Source organism: Streptomyces sp. 8N114 (assembly GCF_052245835.1).
In the GTDB taxonomy this organism is placed as follows: Bacteria; Actinomycetota; Actinomycetes; order Streptomycetales; family Streptomycetaceae; genus Streptomyces.
Genome location: NZ_JBQQBT010000004.1, coordinates 176,432 through 194,589, shown reverse-complemented (window position 1 = coordinate 194,589; position 18,158 = coordinate 176,432). Strand labels below are relative to the sequence as shown.

Annotated in this window: 15 protein-coding genes; 3 read left to right on the top strand and 12 right to left on the bottom strand. The window is 69.4% G+C overall.

All coding sequences use genetic code 11. The features are described 5' to 3' along the window. Nucleotides 1-298: 298 nt before the first annotated feature. The gene (locus ACTWQF_RS11675) at nucleotides 299-2,911 is read right to left on the bottom strand and encodes an ABC transporter permease/substrate binding protein (protein WP_443279176.1); all 2,613 of its coding nucleotides are present in this window, start codon (nucleotides 2,909-2,911) and stop codon (nucleotides 299-301) included. Continuing rightward, nucleotides 2,904-3,998 (bottom strand): quaternary amine ABC transporter ATP-binding protein, encoded by a 1,095-nt coding sequence (locus tag ACTWQF_RS11670; protein ID WP_443279174.1) that lies wholly within the window; start codon nucleotides 3,996-3,998, stop codon nucleotides 2,904-2,906. The genes ACTWQF_RS11675 and ACTWQF_RS11670 overlap by 8 nt, the downstream gene beginning before the upstream one ends. 328 nt (nucleotides 3,999-4,326) lie before the next feature. On the opposite strand from ACTWQF_RS11670, the gene ACTWQF_RS11665 reads away from it, so the two are divergent. After that, the gene (locus ACTWQF_RS11665; protein ID WP_443279474.1) at nucleotides 4,327-5,232 is read left to right on the top strand and encodes a 5'-3' exonuclease; all 906 of its coding nucleotides are present in this window, start codon (nucleotides 4,327-4,329) and stop codon (nucleotides 5,230-5,232) included. Between the two features lie 89 nt (nucleotides 5,233-5,321). Next, nucleotides 5,322-6,179 (top strand): siderophore-interacting protein, encoded by an 858-nt coding sequence (locus tag ACTWQF_RS11660; protein WP_443279172.1) that lies wholly within the window; start codon nucleotides 5,322-5,324, stop codon nucleotides 6,177-6,179. Nucleotides 6,180-6,325: 146 nt separating this feature from the next. Here the strand turns inward: ACTWQF_RS11660 and ACTWQF_RS11655 are convergent, their stop codons facing one another. Further along, complete coding sequence (locus tag ACTWQF_RS11655; RefSeq protein ID WP_443279171.1) at nucleotides 6,326-7,543, bottom strand: phosphatidylinositol-specific phospholipase C1-like protein; 1,218 nt, start codon at nucleotides 7,541-7,543, stop codon at nucleotides 6,326-6,328. A 199-nt stretch (nucleotides 7,544-7,742) separates the two neighbouring features. Between ACTWQF_RS11655 and ACTWQF_RS11650 the strand changes: the two genes are divergently transcribed. Then, a complete protein-coding gene (locus ACTWQF_RS11650) occupies nucleotides 7,743-8,393 on the top strand; it encodes a hypothetical protein (protein WP_443279169.1) in 651 nt (216 codons plus the stop codon). 7 nt (nucleotides 8,394-8,400) lie between these two features. Here ACTWQF_RS11650 and ACTWQF_RS11645 read toward each other — a convergent pair whose 3' ends face one another. The 9 genes from ACTWQF_RS11645 to ACTWQF_RS11605 form a co-directional block, all read right to left on the bottom strand. Beyond that, nucleotides 8,401-9,534, bottom strand: a complete 1,134-nt coding sequence (locus ACTWQF_RS11645; protein ID WP_443279168.1) for an epoxide hydrolase family protein — start codon at nucleotides 9,532-9,534, stop codon at nucleotides 8,401-8,403. A 114-nt stretch (nucleotides 9,535-9,648) separates the two neighbouring features. Further along, complete coding sequence (locus ACTWQF_RS11640) at nucleotides 9,649-12,465, bottom strand: DEAD/DEAH box helicase (RefSeq protein ID WP_443279167.1); 2,817 nt, start codon at nucleotides 12,463-12,465, stop codon at nucleotides 9,649-9,651. Nucleotides 12,466-12,595: 130 nt separating this feature from the next. Continuing rightward, nucleotides 12,596-13,573 (bottom strand): twin-arginine translocase subunit TatC, encoded by a 978-nt coding sequence (gene tatC / locus ACTWQF_RS11635; RefSeq protein ID WP_443279165.1) that lies wholly within the window; start codon nucleotides 13,571-13,573, stop codon nucleotides 12,596-12,598. A 107-nt stretch (nucleotides 13,574-13,680) separates the two neighbouring features. Beyond that, nucleotides 13,681-13,965, bottom strand: a complete 285-nt coding sequence (gene tatA, locus ACTWQF_RS11630; RefSeq protein ID WP_443279163.1) for a Sec-independent protein translocase subunit TatA — start codon at nucleotides 13,963-13,965, stop codon at nucleotides 13,681-13,683. 218 nt (nucleotides 13,966-14,183) lie between these two features. Further along, nucleotides 14,184-14,414, bottom strand: coding sequence for a hypothetical protein (locus ACTWQF_RS11625; RefSeq protein WP_443279162.1), 231 nt, complete (start codon nucleotides 14,412-14,414; stop codon nucleotides 14,184-14,186). 47 nt (nucleotides 14,415-14,461) lie between these two features. Then, nucleotides 14,462-15,433 carry a helix-turn-helix transcriptional regulator gene (locus tag ACTWQF_RS11620; RefSeq protein ID WP_443279160.1) on the bottom strand — a complete coding sequence of 324 codons (972 nt, stop codon included), beginning with the start codon at nucleotides 15,431-15,433 and terminating at the stop codon, nucleotides 14,462-14,464. A 13-nt stretch (nucleotides 15,434-15,446) separates the two neighbouring features. Then, a complete protein-coding gene (locus ACTWQF_RS11615; RefSeq protein ID WP_443279158.1) occupies nucleotides 15,447-16,514 on the bottom strand; it encodes a helix-turn-helix transcriptional regulator in 1,068 nt (355 codons plus the stop codon). Nucleotides 16,515-16,636: 122 nt separating this feature from the next. After that, nucleotides 16,637-17,011 (bottom strand): FKBP-type peptidyl-prolyl cis-trans isomerase, encoded by a 375-nt coding sequence (locus ACTWQF_RS11610; RefSeq protein ID WP_443279157.1) that lies wholly within the window; start codon nucleotides 17,009-17,011, stop codon nucleotides 16,637-16,639. Between the two features lie 58 nt (nucleotides 17,012-17,069). Continuing rightward, on the bottom strand, nucleotides 17,070-18,059 hold the full coding sequence (locus ACTWQF_RS11605; RefSeq protein WP_443279155.1) for an FKBP-type peptidyl-prolyl cis-trans isomerase: 990 nt from the start codon (nucleotides 18,057-18,059) through the stop codon (nucleotides 17,070-17,072). Nucleotides 18,060-18,158 lie beyond the last annotated feature (99 nt).

Below are 18,158 nucleotides of genomic sequence, written 5' to 3'. Positions count from 1 at the left end.
GGAAAGCGGGCGTGCGGCATTCCGGAAGCGCCCGAGGACTTCAGGACGGACGACGGGCCGGTTCATGGAAAGTGAAGTAACCGTCGTCCACGCACCGGGCGCTCCGGTTGTGCCGAGCACGCCTCCCGAGATCGGATGCGACGACGGGTTTCAGGATTCGAACCTGTTCTGCCAAAGAAGTAACCGTCGTCTGCGCACCGGGAGGTGCGTTCGTTCACGTCCACGACGGTAGGGCGTGACCGGCGGCGCGTCATATGAATTTCCGCGCCCGGCATGGAAGAGCGGCCCCGAAGGGCCGTCACTTGACCGGTGCCAGCTTGTCCTCCAGGCCGGGTCGGGCGTCCAGCCACTTGCGTGCGGACTCCTTCTCCTTGCCCTTGCCGCCCTTTTGGATGGCGGCTTCGAGGGAGCCGAGGTCCTTCTCGGACATCTTGAAGTTCTTCAGCCAGCCGTACAGCTCGGGGAAGTCCTTCTTGAAGCCCTTCTTGGCGGTGACGTGAATGTGGTCGCCCTTGCCCCAGGCGTCCTTGGGGTCCTTGAGCTTCTTCATCGGGTACTTGCTGTAGACCCAGTGCGGCGACCAGGTGGTGGCCAGGACCGGCTTCTTCTGCTTCACCGACTTGTCCACCGCCGAGAGCATGGACGAGGTGCTGGAGGAGACGACCTTGTACTCCTTGTCCAGCCCGTAGTCCTTGAGCACCTGCTTGAGGATCCTCATCTCGCCCGCGCTGGACTCGATCCCGGTGATCTTCCCGCCGAACAGCTTGCTCTTGCCCTTGAGGTCGTTCAGCGAGTCGACGCCCTTGACGTAGGACGGCACGGACAGCTCCAGCGAGGTGGGGCCGTACCAGGAGCCCACGTCGGTGAGCTTGTCCTTGTACTTGCTCCAGTACTGCTCGTGCGTCGTGGGCAGCCAGGCGTCCGTCTGGAAGTCGATCTGGCCCTGCGACATGGCGGTGAACAGCGGACCGGGGTCGAGCTGTTCGACCGTCGGCTTGTAGCCGCGGTCCTGAAGGATGTTGTCCCACAGGTAGGTGGTCGCGATGGCCTCATCCCACGGGAAGTAGGCCATGTTGACCGACTTGCCCGCGTCGTTGCCGTGCTTCTTCTGGCCGGGCACCGGCACCATCTTGTCGAGGAAGCCGGGGCGGGCTTCCAGCCACTCCTTGACGGCCTGCTGCTCCTCGCCCTTGGGCGCGCTCTGGATCTTGGCCTCCAGAGAGGTGAGCTGCTTCTCCGTCAGATGGAAGTTCTTCAGCCAGCGGGCCACGGTCGGGTTGTCCTTGGCGAAGCCCTTCCGGCCGACGTTGTAGAGCTTCTCGCCCTTGCCGAAGGCGCCCTTGGGGTCCTCGAGCTTCGTCAGGTCGTACTTGTTGTACGCCCAGTGCGGGGACCAGAGCGTGACGACGACCGGCTCCTTCTGCTGGATGGAGCGCTTCAGCTCCGACAGCATCGAGGAGGTGCTGGAGGAGACGACCTCGTACTCGCCCTCCAGGCCGTAGTCCTTGAGGACCTTCTCCTTGAGGATCTTCATCTCACCGGCGCTGGACTCGATGCCGATGATCTTGCCCTTGAACTTCTTGCCCTGTCCCTTGAGGTCCTCCAGGGACTTGACGCCCTTGACGTACGAGGGCACGGACAGCTCCAGCGAGGTGGGGCCGTACCAGGAGCCCAGCTTCTCCATCTTGGAGCCGTACTTGTCCCAGTACTGCTGGTGCGTGGTGGGCAGCCAGGCGTCCGTCTGGAAGTCGGTCCGGCCCTGGGAGAGGGAGGTGTAGAGCGGGCCCGGGTCGAGCTGCTTGAGCTCGGGCTTGTAGCCGCGCTGCTCCAGCGCCTCCTTCCACAGGAAGGAAGTGGCGATGCCCTCGTCCCAGGGGATGTAGCCCATGTTGAGCTGCTTGCCCTTGCCGACGTTCGTGCCGCCCCCGGCCTGTGTATCGGAGCCCGAGCCGGCCATGTTCAGCCCGCCCGCGGCCAGCGCCAGCGCCAGCACACCGCTCAGGGCGACGGACGTGCCCGGCTTGTAGCGGACGAACCGCATCCGGCCCATCATGGCGGTCGCCTTCGCGGCGGCGCGGCGGCCGAGCGGCGAGACCCGTACGTTGAGGGCGCCGGTCATCCGGTCCAGATACATGGCGAGGATGACGACGGCGATGCCGGACTCGACACCGAGGCCGATCTGGACCTGGGTGACAGCGGCGTAGACGCGTTCGCCGAGGCCCGGCGCACCGGCCATACCGGCGATGACGACCATCGAGAGCGCGAGCATGATGACCTGGTTGATACCGGCCATGATCGTCGGCAGCGCCAGCGGGAACTGCACCCGCGTGAGCGTCTGCCTGGGGCTGGTGCCGAACGCGTCGGCAGCCTCCACCAGCTCGCTGTCGACCTGCCGGATGCCCAGCTCGGTCATCCGGACGCCGGGCGGCATCGAGAAGATGATCGTGGCCAGCAGGCCGGGGGTGGTGCCGACGGAGAAGAACATCACGCCGGGGATGAGGTAGACGAAGGCCGGCATCGTCTGCATCACGTCGAGCACCGGGCGCACCGCGGCGCTGACGGCCTTCTTACGGGCCGCCCAGATACCGGTCGGCACGGCGAAGAAGATGGTGATGACGGCGGCGGCCAGGACGAGCGACAGCGTGGACATCGCGTCGCCCCACAGCCCGAAGGAGTCGATCAGCACAAAGCCGGCGAAGGCCACGACGCCCGCGAGGAGGCCGCGCAGCCAGAACGCGATGACGGCGAAGATACCGGCCAGCAGCAGCGGTTCGGCGCTGCCCAGGACCATGTTGATCCCGTCGTAGAGCCCGGTCAGCACCGTGTTGATGATGTCGAAGAGCCAGCTGAGGTTCGTCTGCAGCCAGTCGACGGCGGTCTCGACCCAGTTGCCGGGGTGGAACTCAGGCACCTGCGCTCACCCCGTCCCCTGCGCCGCCCTGCGCGTGCGCCGCCACCCGGGGCTCCTCGGCCAGTGCGGCGAGCAGCCGCTCGCGGTCGACGACGCCGACCGGGGTGCCCGACCCGTCCGTGACGACCAGCGGGTGCTCGCTGGTGGAGAACGGGGTGAACAGCTCGGCGAGCGGGGTCTCGGTGGTGACGGTGGCGGCACGTGCCGGGCCGCCGTCGCCGGACAGGGCGGCGGCGTCGGCCTTCGCGTCCTTCATGATCGCCCCGGCGGTCAGCACCCGGGAGCGGTCCACGTCCTGGATGAAGGAGGCGACGTAGTCGGTGGCGGGCCGCACGAGGATGTCCTCCGCTGTGCCGATCTGCACGATCCGGCCGTCCCGCATCACGGCGATACGGTCGCCGAGGCGCATGGCCTCGTTCAGATCGTGGGTGATGAAGACGATGGTCTTGTGCAGGGACTTTTGCAGTTGCAGCAGTTGGTCCTGCATGTCGCGGCGGATCAGCGGGTCCAGCGCGCTGAAGGACTCGTCCATCAGCAGCAGGTCGGCGTCGGTGGCCAACGCCCGGGCCAGCCCCACGCGCTGCTGCATACCGCCGGACAGCTCGTCGGGCCAGGACCTCTCCCAGCCCTTGAGTCCGGCCAGTTCCAAAGCCTCGGTGGCGCGCTGCTCGCGCTCCTCGCGCGGAACGCCCTGCACCTCCAGGCCGTAGGCGGCGTTCTCCAGCACGCTGCGGTGGGGGAAGAGCGCGAAGTGCTGGAAGACCATGCTGATCTTGTTGGCGCGCACCTGGCGCAGTTCGCGGGGGCGGAGCGCGGTCAGGTCCTCATCGTCGAACAGGACCCGCCCTGAGGTGGGTTCGAGAAGGCCGTTGAGCATCCGCAGCAGCGTGGACTTGCCGGAACCGGAGAGGCCCATGACGACGAATATGTGCCCCTCCTCCACCTCGAAGGAGGCATCGATCACGGCCGCTGTCGTGCCCTGGGCCCGCAGTTCGTCACGGTCCGTACCGGCTTCCAGCCGGGCTACTGCCTGGTCTGCCCTTCTCCCGAACACTTTGTACAGGTGCTCGGCTCTCAGCCTGGACACATTCACCCTCTTGACTTCGACAACAGATAACCCGGCACCCCCCTGCCTCGCCTTGGAGCGGCGAAATAGCCGCAATCGGCGCATACCAGAAAGATGAAGCTTACATCAAAGCTTTATAGGGCTGCTCCTGCTCCTGGATCGTGACCCCAAACCGGGAGTGACGCGCTTCATAGCGACCAAAAGGGTCCAACAGCCAACCAAGTGGCACCTATAGCCACCGAACGACCACGCGCCGTGCTGTGTCAGTCCCGTACGGCATCATCGGTTCGTGACCATCACCACAGCGAACGCAGCGAACACAGCGCACGCACGGGGCGGCCATCGGCTGATGCTCCTGGACACCGCCTCGCTCTACTTCCGCGCCTACTTCGGCGTCCCGGACACCGTCCGCGCCCCGGACGGAACCCCCGTCAACGCGGTGCGCGGGCTGCTCGACTTCATCGCCAGACTGGTCCAGGACCACCGCCCCCAGGCGCTGGCCGCCTGCATGGACGCCGACTGGCGCCCGCAGTGGCGGGTGGAGCTGATCCCCTCCTACAAGGCGCACCGCGTCGCCGAGGAGATCCCGGACGGCCCGGACGAGGAGGAGACCCCCGACACCCTGGGCCCACAGGTTCCGGTGATCGAGCAGGTGCTGGACGCGATCGGGCTGGCCCGGCTGGGCGCCGAGGGGTACGAGGCGGACGATGTGATCGGCACCCTCGCCACCCGCGCAGCCGGACCGGTCGACGTCGTCACCGGCGACCGCGACCTGTTCCAACTCGTCGACGACGAGCGCGGCGTCCGGGTGCTCTACCCCGTCAAGGGCGTCGGCAGCCTGGACACGTACGACGGTGCGGCGCTGCGCGCCAAATACGGCGTCGACGGCGCCGGGTACGCGGATCTGGCCGTGCTGCGCGGCGACCCCAGCGACGGCCTGCCCGGGGTGCGGGGCATCGGCGAGAAGACGGCCGCCAAGCTGCTGGCCCAGTACGGCGATCTGGACGGCATCCGCGCCGCCGCGGCCGACCCGGTCTCGCGACTCACCCCCGCGCAGCGCACGAAGTTCAAGGAGGCCGCCGCCTATCTGGATGTCGCGCCGACGGTGGTGCGGGTCGCCCGGGACATCTCCCTCCCGGACGTCGACCTCACCCTGCCGCGCGCCCCGCGCGACCCGGCGCTGCTGGAGGCACTGTCCGAACGCTGGGGGCTGGGCGGCTCGCTGCGGCGGCTGCTGGAAGCGCTCGCGGGCTGAGACCGCGGGCAGGGCCGGTGGCCGATCTTTCCCGGCAGCCATCTGTTAGCTTAGGTATACCTAAGTTGCTCCGTGTCCAGGGAGGCCCCGTGCCAGAACGCCCGGCCCGTCCAGCCCGCAACAAACCGCAGCTCCACCAGGCGCGCGTGATCCGCACCGAGCAGCTGACGCCGCACATGGTGCGTGTCGTCCTCGGCGGCGAGTCCCTGACGGGCTTCCCGGCCGGTGAGTACACCGACCACTACGTCAAGCTGCTGTTCCCGGCCCCCGGCGTGCGCTACCCGGAGCCGTTCGACATCGCCCGGATCCGCGCCGACCTGCCGCGCTCGCAGTGGCCCTCGATGCGCACCTACACCGTCCGCGCCTGGGACCCGGCCGCACTGGAGCTGACCATCGACTTCGTCGTCCACGGCGACGAGGGACTGGCCGGACCCTGGGCCCGCTCCGCCACCGCCGGCGAGGAGGTCCGCTTCCTGGGCCCCGGCGGCGCCTATGCGCCCAGCCCGGAAGCCGACTGGCATCTGCTGGCCGGTGACGAGAGCGCGCTGCCCGCCATCGCGGCCTCGCTGGCCCGGATACCCGCCGGAGCCCCCGTACGGGCACTCATCGAGGTCGCCGGGCCCGAGGAGGAGCAGCCGCTGGACACGCCGCCCGGCGCCCAGGTGCGCTGGCTGCACCGGGGTGCGGCGCCCGTGGGCGAGCGCCTGGTCGCGGCCGTCCGCGAACTGGAGTTCCCCCCGGGGCGGGTGCACGCCTTCGTCCACGGCGAGGCGGGCTTCGTGAAAGAACTCCGCGGCCACCTGCGGCTGGAGCGGGGCATCGAGCGCGAGCAGCTCTCCATCTCCGGTTACTGGCGGCTCGGGGCCGACGAGGACGGCTGGCAGGCGTCCAAGAAGGAGTGGAACGAACGCGTCGAAGCCGAGCAGGAGCGCCAGCCCGCCGCGTGAGAGGGCCCAGGGCTTGTCCGGCGGATCTTGCCGGGCCCTCTCGTTTGGGCCGGTAAGGGGCTGCCCCTGCCCGGAGCTTGCGGGCTGCGGGTTTGTTGTGGCTAGTCGCGCAGTTCCCCGCGCCCCTGACGGGGCGCGTCCCAGGATCAGCGCGGCTCCAACGGGCCCTGGGGGCAGTCCCGGGGCCCCGTCACGGGGTTGCACCGTACGGCTCGGTCCCTGTCGCCCGGCAACTCCGCGACGTAGTCGGACCCGTAGCGGGCCGCCATCCCGGGCACCGGGAAATCGGTGCTCACCATCTGCGCCCCGGACGAGAGCGCGTCCCGCAGCATCCCGGTGTCCCCGCTCCGCGCCTGGTCCAGCGGTACGTCCGACCGGGTCCGTACGAAGAATCCGCGCTGCACCAGATCGCGGATGACGGCCTTGTTGGTGCCCGTCGGATCGTTCACCTTCATGAAGGCCGCGTCCGGCCGCCCCGGTTCGGAGTCGGTGAACAGCACGCGGCCTTGCAGGCTCTCGCGCCCTCCGGCGCGGTAGGCGTCCTGGATCTCCTTGCCGTCGTTGTCCATGAAGAACATGACCTGGCCCCGGGTGTCACGTACCTTCGGCCAGCCGTGGCGCAGCACGGACTGCTCCAGCGTCCGGCCGGGCCGCCGGATGTCGTCCGGTGTGACCGTCTCGTCGTCGGGGAAGACGGAGCGGATCTCCTTGTCCAGCGCGTCGAGCATCGCCGTGTCCCACGGCGGGCTCTTGGCGCCCCCCTGCTCCTCCAGCCGCGGATCCGTCTGCTTCAGCTCCAGCAGGATCGGTACGGCCACATGGCCTGGCCGGCTGTCGGACCACTTCTTGACCTGGCGCAGACAGCCGCGCAGGGTCACACAGCTCGACCGGTAGTCGAAGTCCGCCCAGTGCAGCACCTTGAAGCCGGGCTTCTTCAGCTCCGGGTCGTCCAGCGGGGGCAGCCCGGCGCGCTTGCGGAGCAGCGGGTCCGCGTAGAGGCCGCCTTCGGGATCAGGGAAGACGTCGAGCTCGATGCCGCGGGCACGCTGGCGTTCGAACTGTACGGGGAGCGAGGAGTGGCTGTAGAGCAGCGTCTGCCAGTTGGGGTCGTACTGGGACATCAGGTTCTGCTCAGCGAGGGAGGTGGTCTCGCGGTGGTAGCTGTTGTGCGTGGCCATCGCCTGAAGCTGGGTCAGCCGCAGGTTCCCGGCCGGATCTCCGTGCCCGCCCCGGGCCGCGGCGGTGCCCGGCTGCGCGGTGGCGGCCGTGGACGACAGCGCCGCGACCGCGGCGACGGCGGTCACGGCGCAGGCCCAACGGCGGATCAGGGATCTGGCTCTGCTGGTGCTGCTACTCGTACGCACTTGGCCCCCTGTCGAGTACGGGATGCACGCGGGTCGCGCGCGTCACGCGAGACACTGCCGAGCACGTACGGCCACCCGGTGCCCGGCAGTTGACACACGCTTGAACATCCCGCCCCCCGCGACGGCCGTCAACACCGCCCCGGCCCGGCCGCCCGGGCGAACGCGGTCACTGTCACCCCGGCCTGCCAGACTGCGCGGCATGGCTGACGTATACGAGCTGCTCATCAACGCGGATCTCCCCGACGACCTCTCGGAAGCCGAGCTGAATGAGCTGCGCTGGCACCTGGGGCTGGGACCTGAGCCGACGGAGTGCACCATCGTGACGGATTTCCCCATGGATTTCGTCGACGAAGACGGCGAGCTCGCCGACTACGCACCGGGGGCGGAAGGCACCTGGGAGGAGAGCAGGCGCCCGGCACTGGCAGGGCGCGGGGCAGCCGGCCGGATCGGCGGGGTGCTCTTCTCGGACCTGCGGCGCCGCGAGCGCAACCAGCCCCGCCCGGGCTGGGCACTGACGAGCCGTCAGGAAGTGCACCCGGGTGACTTCGAAGGGCCGGAACAGTGCATCAGCTGGCTGACCCGGCGGGTGCTCGACCCGCAGTTCGATCTCGATGTCTACCTGCGCTTCTACGAAGACACCGTCCTGGAACCAGCCTTTCTCGACGACGGGCAGCTCGTGCGCCGGAAGACCCGCAGCCAACCGCCCTCGCCCCAGGTGCTGCGCCTGATAGCGGATGACAAGCACCGAGAGGCCGTCGTCCAGGCCGGCAGGGACACCGGCATGAGCCTGGACGAGGCCCGGCACTATGTCGGCGCCCTGGGGGAAGGCCGCGTCATCGTCCGCGCGTGAGAAGTGCTCACCGCACCTTGGCGAAGAACTCCCTCATGTCAGCTGCCAGCGCCTCCGGCTGGTCCATGGCGAGGAAGTGGTGGCCTTCGGGGTTGTCCTCCGGCCAGTGGAGCACCTTCGTGTACTTCTCGGCCAGCCGCCGGATGCCGGGCGGGCCGCAGTAGACGCCGCTCGGCGCCTCGGCGCTGCCGCGCGGCCAGCCGAACCCGCTGCTCTCGTAGTACGGCCACGATGCCGAACCCAGCGTGTCCGTCAGCCAGTAGAGACTGACGTTGGTCAGGAACAGATCCCGGTCGATGGTCTCCTCCAGCGGCTTGCCCGTCGCGTTGAAGTCGTGGAACTTCTGCGCCAGCCAGGCCAGCGCCCCGACGGGCGAGTCGTGCCAGCCGTACGCGAAGGTCTGTGGCGCGGCGCGCAGCAGCGCGTGGTGGTCGACCCCGTGCATCCAGTCCTGGTTCATCAGCGCGTCGTACAGGGCGCGTTCGTCCGGGCTCAGCTCGGGAACGTCGTCCTCGGTGGGGAAGCCGAGCCCACCGGTGATGTACACCCCCGCCACATGGCCGGGCGCCGCGGTGGCGATCTCGGGGGCCACATAGGCGCCGAAGTCACCGCCCTGGGCACCGTAGCGGTCGTATCCGAGCCGCCGCATCAGCTCAGCGGACAGCTGGGCCACCCGTGCCGCGTCCCAGCCCGTCCCGCGCGGCGGTGCGGAAAAGCCGAAGCCGGGCAACGAGGGCACCACGACATGGAAAGCCTGCGCGGGGTCCCCACCGTGCGCGCCGGGGTCGGTGAGCGGGCCGATCAGCCGGGCGAACTCGGCGAAGGTGTTGGGCCAGCCGTGGTGGAGGAGCAGCGGCAGCGCTCCGGGTTCGGGCGAGCGCACATGCAGGAAGTGCAGGTCCTGTCCGTCGATCTCCGTCATGAACTGCGGGAACCGGTTGAGTGCCGCCTCCTGCTCCCGCCAGTCGAACTCCTCGGCCCAGTAAGCGGCCAGCTCGCGCAGCGTCTTCCCGGGGACGCCGCGGTCCCAGCCCTCGCCGGGCAGTTCGCGGGGCAAGCGGGTACGGGCCAGCCGCTCCCGGAGGTCGTCCAGGTCGGCCTGCGGGACGGCGATGCGGAAGGGGCGGATCTGTGAGGTCATGCGGTGACAGTAGAAACCCTTGCGGACAATTACTGTCCGCAAGGGTTGGAGAAGTTCTGTCCGCAAGAGTCAGGCGCCGGAGCACGGCGGGACGACACCGGACCGAGCCGGTGCTCAGCCCACGCTGGAGTACGCCACCACGCCGCGCAGCATGCCATCGATCGCCCTGCGGGAGTTCCTCGGTACCGTGCCGCCCTCCGGCGCAGCCGCGGCCAACTGGCCGAGGACATCGATGACCTGCTTGCACCAGCGCACGAAGTCACCGGCCGGCATGTCGGCCTCGCGCAGCACCTCGTCAAGGCCATGGCCGTCCGCCCAACGGTAGGCGGCCCAGGCGAAGCCCAGGTCGGGCTCGCGCTGGCCGACGCCCTCGGTCGCGGTGATGCGGTGCTCCTCCTCAAGGGCGTCCAGCCGCCCCCAGATCCGCACCATCTCGCCGAGCGCGGCCCGTGCCCGGCCGCCGGGCAGCTTGGGGGGCAGCGCGTCGTCGTTGCTGCGGGCCTCGAACACCAACGCGGAGACACAGGCGGCCAGCTCGGCAGGCGGCAGCCCTTCCCATACGCCCTCGCGCAGGCACTCCGAGGCGAGCAGGTCCAGCTCGCCGTAGAGCCGGGCCAGCACCCGGCCGTCGTCGGTGACGTGGTCGCCGGAGAGATAACCCAGCTCCGAGAGGAGCGCGTACACCCGGTCGAAGGTGCGGGCAATCGTGTTCGTACGACCCTCGATGCGCCGCTCCAGATGGCGGGTGTCCCGCTTGAGCCGGTGGTAGCGCTCGGCCCAGCGGGCGTGGTCCTCGCGCTCGTCGCAACCGTGGCAGGGGTGCTGCCGGATGGCCTTGCGCAGCCGCTCGATCTCGGGATCGTCGGCGGCGGCCGAGCGCTGTCTGCGGTGCCGCTCGGGCACGTAGGAGCCCGCCTTGCTGCGCAGCGCCGAAGCCAGATCGCGGCGGGACTGAGGGCTGCGTGCGTTGAACGACTTGGGGATGCGCATCCGCTCCAGCGGCTCGACCGGCACCGGGAAGTCGATCGGGCCCAGCCGTTTGACCTGCCGCTGCGCCGTCAGCACCAGCGGGCGCGGGCCCTCGTGCCCTGTCGTCCCGTCGTAGCCCCTGCGCGGCCCGGATCCACGTCCGCCGCTCACACCCGGGTCCAGCACCAGCGCGAGTCCGGCGTACTTACCGGTGGGCACGTGGATGACATCGCCCGGCTTGAGCTTCTCCAGCGCTGCCGCCGCCTGCGCCCGGCGCTGGTTGGCGCCCTGCTTGGCCAGCTCGGTCTCGCGGTCCTTGAGCTCCCTGCGCAGCCGCGCGTACTCCTCGAAGTCCCCCAGGTGGCAGGTCATGGAGGCTTGGTAGCCCGCCAGACCCTCCTCGTTCTTCTGCACCTGCCGGGAGATACCGACCACCGAGCGGTCGGCCTGGAACTGCGCGAACGACGTCTCCAGCAGCTCGCGCGAGCGGTGTCTGCCGAACTGCGAGACGAGGTTGACCGCCATGTTGTACGAGGGCTTGAACGACGAGCGCAGCGGATACGTACGCGCACCGGCCAGCCCTGCAAGCGCGCCCGGGTCCATGCCGCGCTGCCACAGCACCACGGCGTGTCCCTCGATGTCGATGCCGCGCCGCCCCGCGCGCCCCGTGAGCTGCGTGAACTCACCCGGAGTGATGTCGGCGTGCTGCTCACCGTTCCACTTGACCAGCTTCTCCAGCACCACGGAGCGGGCCGGCATGTTGATGCCCAGCGCCAGCGTCTCGGTGGCGAAGACGGCCTTGACCAGACCGCGGACGAACAGCTCCTCGACCACCTCCTTGAAGGTGGGCAGCATGCCCGCGTGATGCGCGGCGATGCCCCGCTCCAGGCCCTCCAGCCACTCGAAATAGCCGAGGACGTGCAGATCCTTGTCAGGGATGTCGGCGGTGCGCTCCTCGGCGATCTCGCGGACCCGGGCCCGGGCCGCGTTGTCGTTGAGCCGCAGGCCCGAGTAGAGGCACTGCTGGACGGCGGCCTCGCAGCCCGCGCGGCTGAAGATGAACGTGATGGCCGGGAGCAGCCCCTCCGAGTCCAGCCGGTCGATCACCTCGGGGCGGCTGGGCGTCCAGATCCGGGCGCGCTGCCGCCGCTCCCGCTCCCGGTCGGCCTCCCGCTGGGGGCGTCCCCGGCGCCGGTCGCGCCCGTTGCCCACCCGGCTGTTCTCCATCCGGGCCATCCGCACCAGATCGGGGTTGACCTCGCGCTTGTCGCCGGACTCCTCGAACAGGTCGTACATCCGGCGGCCCGCCAGCACGTGCTGCCACAGCGGCACCGGACGGTGCTCGGAGACGATCACCTCGGTGTCGCCACGCACAGTGTCCAGCCAGTCGCCGAACTCCTCCGCATTGGAGACGGTGGCCGAGAGCGAGACGATGGTGACCGACTCGGGAAGGTGGATGATCACCTCTTCCCATACGGCGCCCCGGAAGCGGTCCGAGAGGTAGTGGACCTCGTCCATGACGACGTAGCCCAAGCCCAGCAGGGACTTCGAGCCCGCGTAGAGCATGTTCCGCAGCACCTCGGTCGTCATCACGACGATGGGTGCCTCGGAGTTGACGCTGTTGTCGCCGGTGAGCAGGCCGACCTTGGCCGGTCCGTACCGCTTGACCAGATCGCTGAACTTCTGGTTGGACAGCGCTTTGATGGGGGTTGTGTAGAAGCACTTGCGGCCCTGCGTGAGGGCCAGGTGGACGGCGAACTCGCCCACGATGGTCTTGCCGGAGCCGGTCGGCGCCGCGACCAGCACACCCTTTCCTGCTTCGAGGGCTTCGCACGCCTCGATCTGGAAGGGGTCCAGATCGAAGTCGTACAGGTCACGGAAGGGCGCGAGAGCGGTGGCCTGCTCGGCGGCACGCTTGCGCGCCGCCGAATACCGCTCCGCGGGGGACAGATCCTCGGTCATCGTGTCTACGAGCCTACCGGCCACCTCTGACAGAACTCACGATCTTTACCGGCCCATGGAGCGAACCCCGAGGTCAGCGAGGTGCCGACCGCTCGGATGCGGATGGTGACCGCCCGACCCGAAGCGCCGCTCAGGTGGCGTCGTCGTAACCGTCCGGCCGCTGCGGGCCGTCCGCACCACCGCTGTCCTGCGCGCCGCCCTCGGTGTCGGGGCGCGGGGCGGGCAGGGACTCGGCGGCGCCCACGGTCTCGGGCGCGTGGTCGAGCGGCGATGCCTCGTCGTCGTCCAGCCCGGCGTAGGGGTTGGAGCGGCTGCGGCGGCGGTCGTTGAAGAGGCAAATACCGACGGCGGCGAAATACAGCAGCACGATCGGTGCCGCCAGCGCGCCCATCGTCAGCGGGTCACCGGTGGGGGTGGCGACCGCGGCGAAGACGGTGATGCCGATGACCATCCCCCGCCACCAGCCCAGCAGCCGCTTGCCGGTCAGCACTCCGCCGAAGTTGAGCAGGACGAGCAGCAGCGGCAGCTCGAAGGCGAGACCGAAGACGATGACCAGCCGGGTGACGATGTCGAGGAAGTCGTCCAGCGGGATCAGGTTGCCCGCGCCGTCCGGGGAGAAGTCCAGCAGCGTCTTGGCGGCCTTCGGCAGGATCAGGTAGGCCAGGAAGGCACCGGCGAGGAACAGCGGCACACCGGCGCCGACGAAGGAGCGCGCGTACCGCTTCTCGTGCTTGTGCAGGCCGGGGGCGAGGAAGCCCCACAGCTGGTACAGCCAGATCGGGGAGGCGATGACGACACCGGTGGTCAGCGCCACCTTCAGCATGATCGTGAACGGCGCGATCAGCCCGTTGATGGTGATCTCGGCGCAGGTCTCGCCATCTTTCGCGGCCTCGCCGAATCCCTTGCTGCAGCCGACCGACTCCCGCACCGGGTGCATCAGGAAGTCGGCGATCTGCTTGTAGTAGATCATCGCCACGATGGTGACGACGAGGATCGCCAGCACCGACTTCATCAAGCGGTTGCGCAACTCCCGCAGGTGGTCCGCAAGAGGCATCCGCCCCTCGGGGTCCTTCTGCTGTTTACCCTGCTTTCGGGCGGACTTGAGCAACCCTCGTCCTCAGTCTCGAAGTGTCGGATACGGCTGACTCCGCCACCCCGCGGCCGGTGCCACGGAGCGGACGGCGGGCACGGCCGGCACTGTGGCCGGGCCGTCGCTCAGCTCTGCTTCGGCTGGTCCGCCGGCTCGGTGACGGGGCGCGACGTCGAGACATCGCCGGGAGCGGCCTGGATCGTCTTCGGCGCCGACTGCTGCGCCTCACCGGACTTGTCCGCTTCGGCTTCGGAAGCGCCTTCCTTCTTCATCTGCTTGGCTTCGCTCTTGAGGATACGGGCCGACTTGCCGAGCGAACGGGCCATGTCCGGGAGCTTCTTGGCGCCGAACAGCAGCAGGATGACAAGGAGAATCAGAACGATCTCCATGGGCTTCAAACCTGCGATCATGTGCCACTACCTTCTCGCCGGGGCGGCGTGTTCCGTGCCTGCCGGATGAATCGGACTGGCTTCATCGTGCTGACGTGCCGGCATCGATCGTAACCCTGTGGAGTGAACACCGGGCAATCCCCGTGCATCCGCCCGATGGCGTGCTCCAGCGCGCTTCGACGCCGCAACCGGCAGCCTACCGCTCCCGGCTCCGCAGCTGGAGAGGGGCCAGGCGTCGGTTATGTCTCGTTCGGGCCTTGCGTTCCGTCGGAATCCGTCCCCCGGCCGGACCGCGCTGCCAGCGGCATCGCCGCCCGCTCCAGGTTCTCCGCGGCCCGAGTGATCCGCTCCGAGCTGTCGCCGACCGCCCGCGAGAAGCGCCGCACCTCCAGCCCCACCCGTACGGCGAGCACTCCGAGCACGGCGATCCCGCAGAACGCGAGCGCCAGAAAGAACATCGGCCAGAGCATGAGGGGCAGCCTAGTGCCTGGCAGTGACGACGCCCTGCCGGTCCTTCCTATACGACATGCTCGCCATACGCCGCCAGCGCCTTTCGCGCCGCATCCCGTGCGCTCCGGGCAAGCTCCTCAGGCGCCGTGATGCGGCCGTCCTGACCCAGCCGGAGCGCCAGCCGCCGCAGCGAGGCGGGGTCCGGAGTACGCAGCGTGATGCGCAGGCCACCGTCGGGCAGCTCCTCGGCGCTGTCGTGCGGGTAGTACTCCGCGACCCACCGCCCCCCGGGGCCGACCTCGACGACGACCTCCGGATCGGTGGCCGCGGGCTGCACCAGCCCGGCGCTCAGATCGCGCGGCTCTATCGGCGGCGGGTCGGAGCGCTCGTCCAGCAGCCTGATCTCCGCCACCCGGTCCAGCCGGAAGGTGCGCCGCGCCTCCGAGAGCCGGCACCACGCCTCGACGTAGGTGTGACCGACGGCGAACAGCCGGATCGGGTCCACCTCGCGCTCGGTCAGCTCGTCCCGGGCGGGCGAGTAGTAGCGGATCCACAGTCGACGGCGCTCGGCGATGGCGCGGTCGACGTCGGCGAAGACGCCGCCCTCGGACTCGAAGGTGACCGACAGCCGCGAGCTGGCACCGGCACTCTCGCCCGCCGCCGTCTCCAGCTTCGCCGTGGCCCGCTGGAGCGCGTCCCGGTCGCTCTCCCGCAGGCCCGGCAAAGTGGCCACGGCGCGGGCCGCGACCAGCAGCGCCGTGGCCTCGTCGGCGGCCAGCCGCAGTGGCTGTGCCGTGTCGCTGCCCAGCGCCTCGGAGTTGCGCCACCAGATGCGCTCCCCGTCGGTGTCGATCTCCAGCAGATCGCCACCGCGGAAGCTGGTGCCGCACATCGGCAGCACGTTCAGATCGGAGATCAGCTCGTCGTCGGAGATGCCGAAGGCGCGCGCGACCTCCTCGACCCGGGCTCCCGGCCGGTCCCTGAGATAGGTGACCAGCGAGAGCATCCTGCGGGTCTGGTCGATGGCGTTCACCGCCACTGCCGCTCCTCCCTCAGCCCTTTGCCACGGCACGCAGCCGGTCGATCACATCGGCACGCAGCTCGGCGGGCTCCAGCACGACGACGTCCGGGCCGAACTCCACCAGCCAGGCGTCCAGGCCGTGCCCGTACGGGATCTCCAACTCGTCCCACCCGTCCCCGAGTTCCCGGGTATGCCGCGCCCGCGCCCGCAGCGGGTAGCCCGCGCCCGCGCGCAGCCTGATCCGCGCCGTGCTGGTGGCGCCCTCTCCCGCCCAGCGCTCCACGGTCTCGCGCACCGTCACCTGATCGGGTACCGGGGCGGTGAAGGCGGCGGCTCGGGAGCGGACCGGGCCGGTGATCCGCGAGAGGCGGAAGACCCGCTCGTCCTGCCGCTCCCGGTCCCAGCCGGCCAGATACCAGTGCCCGCGCCAGCACTCCAGCGTCCACGGCTCGACATGGCGCCGCTCGGAGCGGGCCGCGTTGGACTTGCGGTAGTCGAAGACGACGGGGCGGCGGTCGCGGCAGGCGAGCATCAGCGGCTCGAACGCGGCCTCGCGCGCCGGAATGTGCGGCTCCAGCGTGCTCAGCTGCCGCTCCCCGCCCTGTTCGGGGATGGTGCCCGGCGGCATACCGCCGGCGGCGTGCAGCTTCTGCAAGGCGCCGCTGGCCGCGGCGGCGAGACGGGCCTGCTGCCAGACGCGGGCCGCGAGCCCGAGCGCGGTGGCCTCGGCGGCGTCCAGCGTGATGGGCGGGAGGCGATTGCTGTCGCGACGGGCGACGTAGCCGGTCTCCCCATCCAGATTGTCGACGGTGTCGATGACGAGCCCCAGCTCGCGCAAGTCGTCCTTGTCGCGCTCGAACATCCGGCTGAAGGACTCCTCGGTCCCCGTGGACCCCTCCCCCGGACCGAAGGCGGCACCCGCCTCTCCCGAGCCGAAGGGCACTGCCTCTCCCGACCCGTAGGCCGCTGCTTCCCCCGAGCCGTACGCCTCGACGTAAGCCTCGATCGATGCGCGCAGCTCACGCTTGGTGAGCGGGCGGCGGGCCCCCAGCAGGCACAGGGCCAGATTCATCAGCCGCTCGGCCTTGGCAATCGCCATGGGTTCCCTCGTGCCCTCTCTCATGCTGTTCTGGGCCCTCGACCGTACCGCCAGCGCGGCGGGAGGCAAAAGCCGGGAGCCCCGCGGTGGGCGGGGCTCCCATGGGGTGTGATACGCGGCCGTCAGACGGCGACGAGGTCGCAGACGAAGATCAGCGTCTCGTTGGGCTTGATCCGCCCGCCGCCCGCGCCACGCTCACCGTAGGCGAGGTGCGGCGGGATGGTCAGCCGGCGGCGGCCGCCGACCTTCATGCCCTGAACGCCCTTGTCCCAGCCCTCGATGACCTGGCCGGCACCCAGCTGGAACTGGAGCGGCTTGCCGCGGTTCCAGCTGGCGTCGAACTCCTCACCCGTGGAGAAGGAGACGCCCACGTAGTGCACGGAGACGTTGTCCCCGGCCTTGGCCTCGGGCCCGTCGCCCTCCCACAGGTCCTGGAACTCCAGGTCGGACGGCGGCTCGCCCTCGGGGAAGTCGACCTCGGGCTTGTCGATGCTCACGAAATTGCTCCTACGAACGTATCTGCGGGACAACCGCGCCAGTCTGCCACGGAAGTAGTCACTTCACGTCGAGCACATCCACCGAGAAGACGACTCCGTTCTTGAACTGTTTCTGCTGCTCCTTGGGGAACTTGTTCTGCGGCACGGAGATCACCACGCGGCTGCCGGTCTTGACCCCCTTCAGCCCGTCCTTCCAGCCCGGGATCTGGGCGACGGGGATCTCCTGCGGCGCACCGTTCTGCGCCCAGGTGTCGTCCAACTGCTTGCCGCCCTTCCACGTCTTGGCGGTGAAGTGGGTCAGGATGGTGCTGTTCGCAGCGACCGTCTTCTTGCCGTCGCCCTGGACGATGGTTTCGCTGATCAGCCGGCCCGGCGCGCTCTCCTTGCCCTTGGGCATCCGGACCGTCGGCGCCTTGTTCTTGTCGACCTTGGTGCTCACCTTGGGCAGCTGCGGGTTCTGCGGCTTGTCCACGGGCTTGCCGTCGATCTCGCTCGGGGCGATCTTCTCCAGGTCGACGACGAAGACCAGCGTGGAGTCGCCGGGGATCGTCGGCGGCTGTCCCTTCTTGCCGTACCCCTTGTCCGGCGGGGCGACGATCTCGACCCGGCTACCGGTCTTCTTGCCGACCAGCGCCTCGTCCCAGCCCTTGATGACCTTGCCGGTACCGATCTGGAAGGTGGCGGGCATCTGGCGCTTCCAGCTGCTGTCGAACTCCTTGCCGTTCCACAACTGGCCCACGTAGTGCGCGCTGACCGCGTCGCCCTTACGCACCTTCTGCCCGTTACCGCTCTTGAGCACCTTCGTCTTGAGCTCGGAGGGCGGGTCACCCTCCCCCTTATCGATCTTGGGTTTCTTGCCCCAGGATCCGCTCACCGCCGGAGGGCCGCCCTTGTCATCGGACGATCCGTCGTCACTGCCACAGGCTGCCGCCGAGACCGCAAGCAGCGGAACGGCCAGCAGCGTGGCGAGGCGGCGCGCACTCGTCCGGTGCGGATTCCGGAAGGCTCGGGTGGTGCGGGGGGCCGAGCCCCCGGAGAAATACGACATGTGTCCCACTCGTGGGTTTAGGGATATTCGTGCAGTCCTGACAGCCTACGACCCAGCAACGAGACCGCCGCCGCCCACGACACGGCGCCGACCGGCACC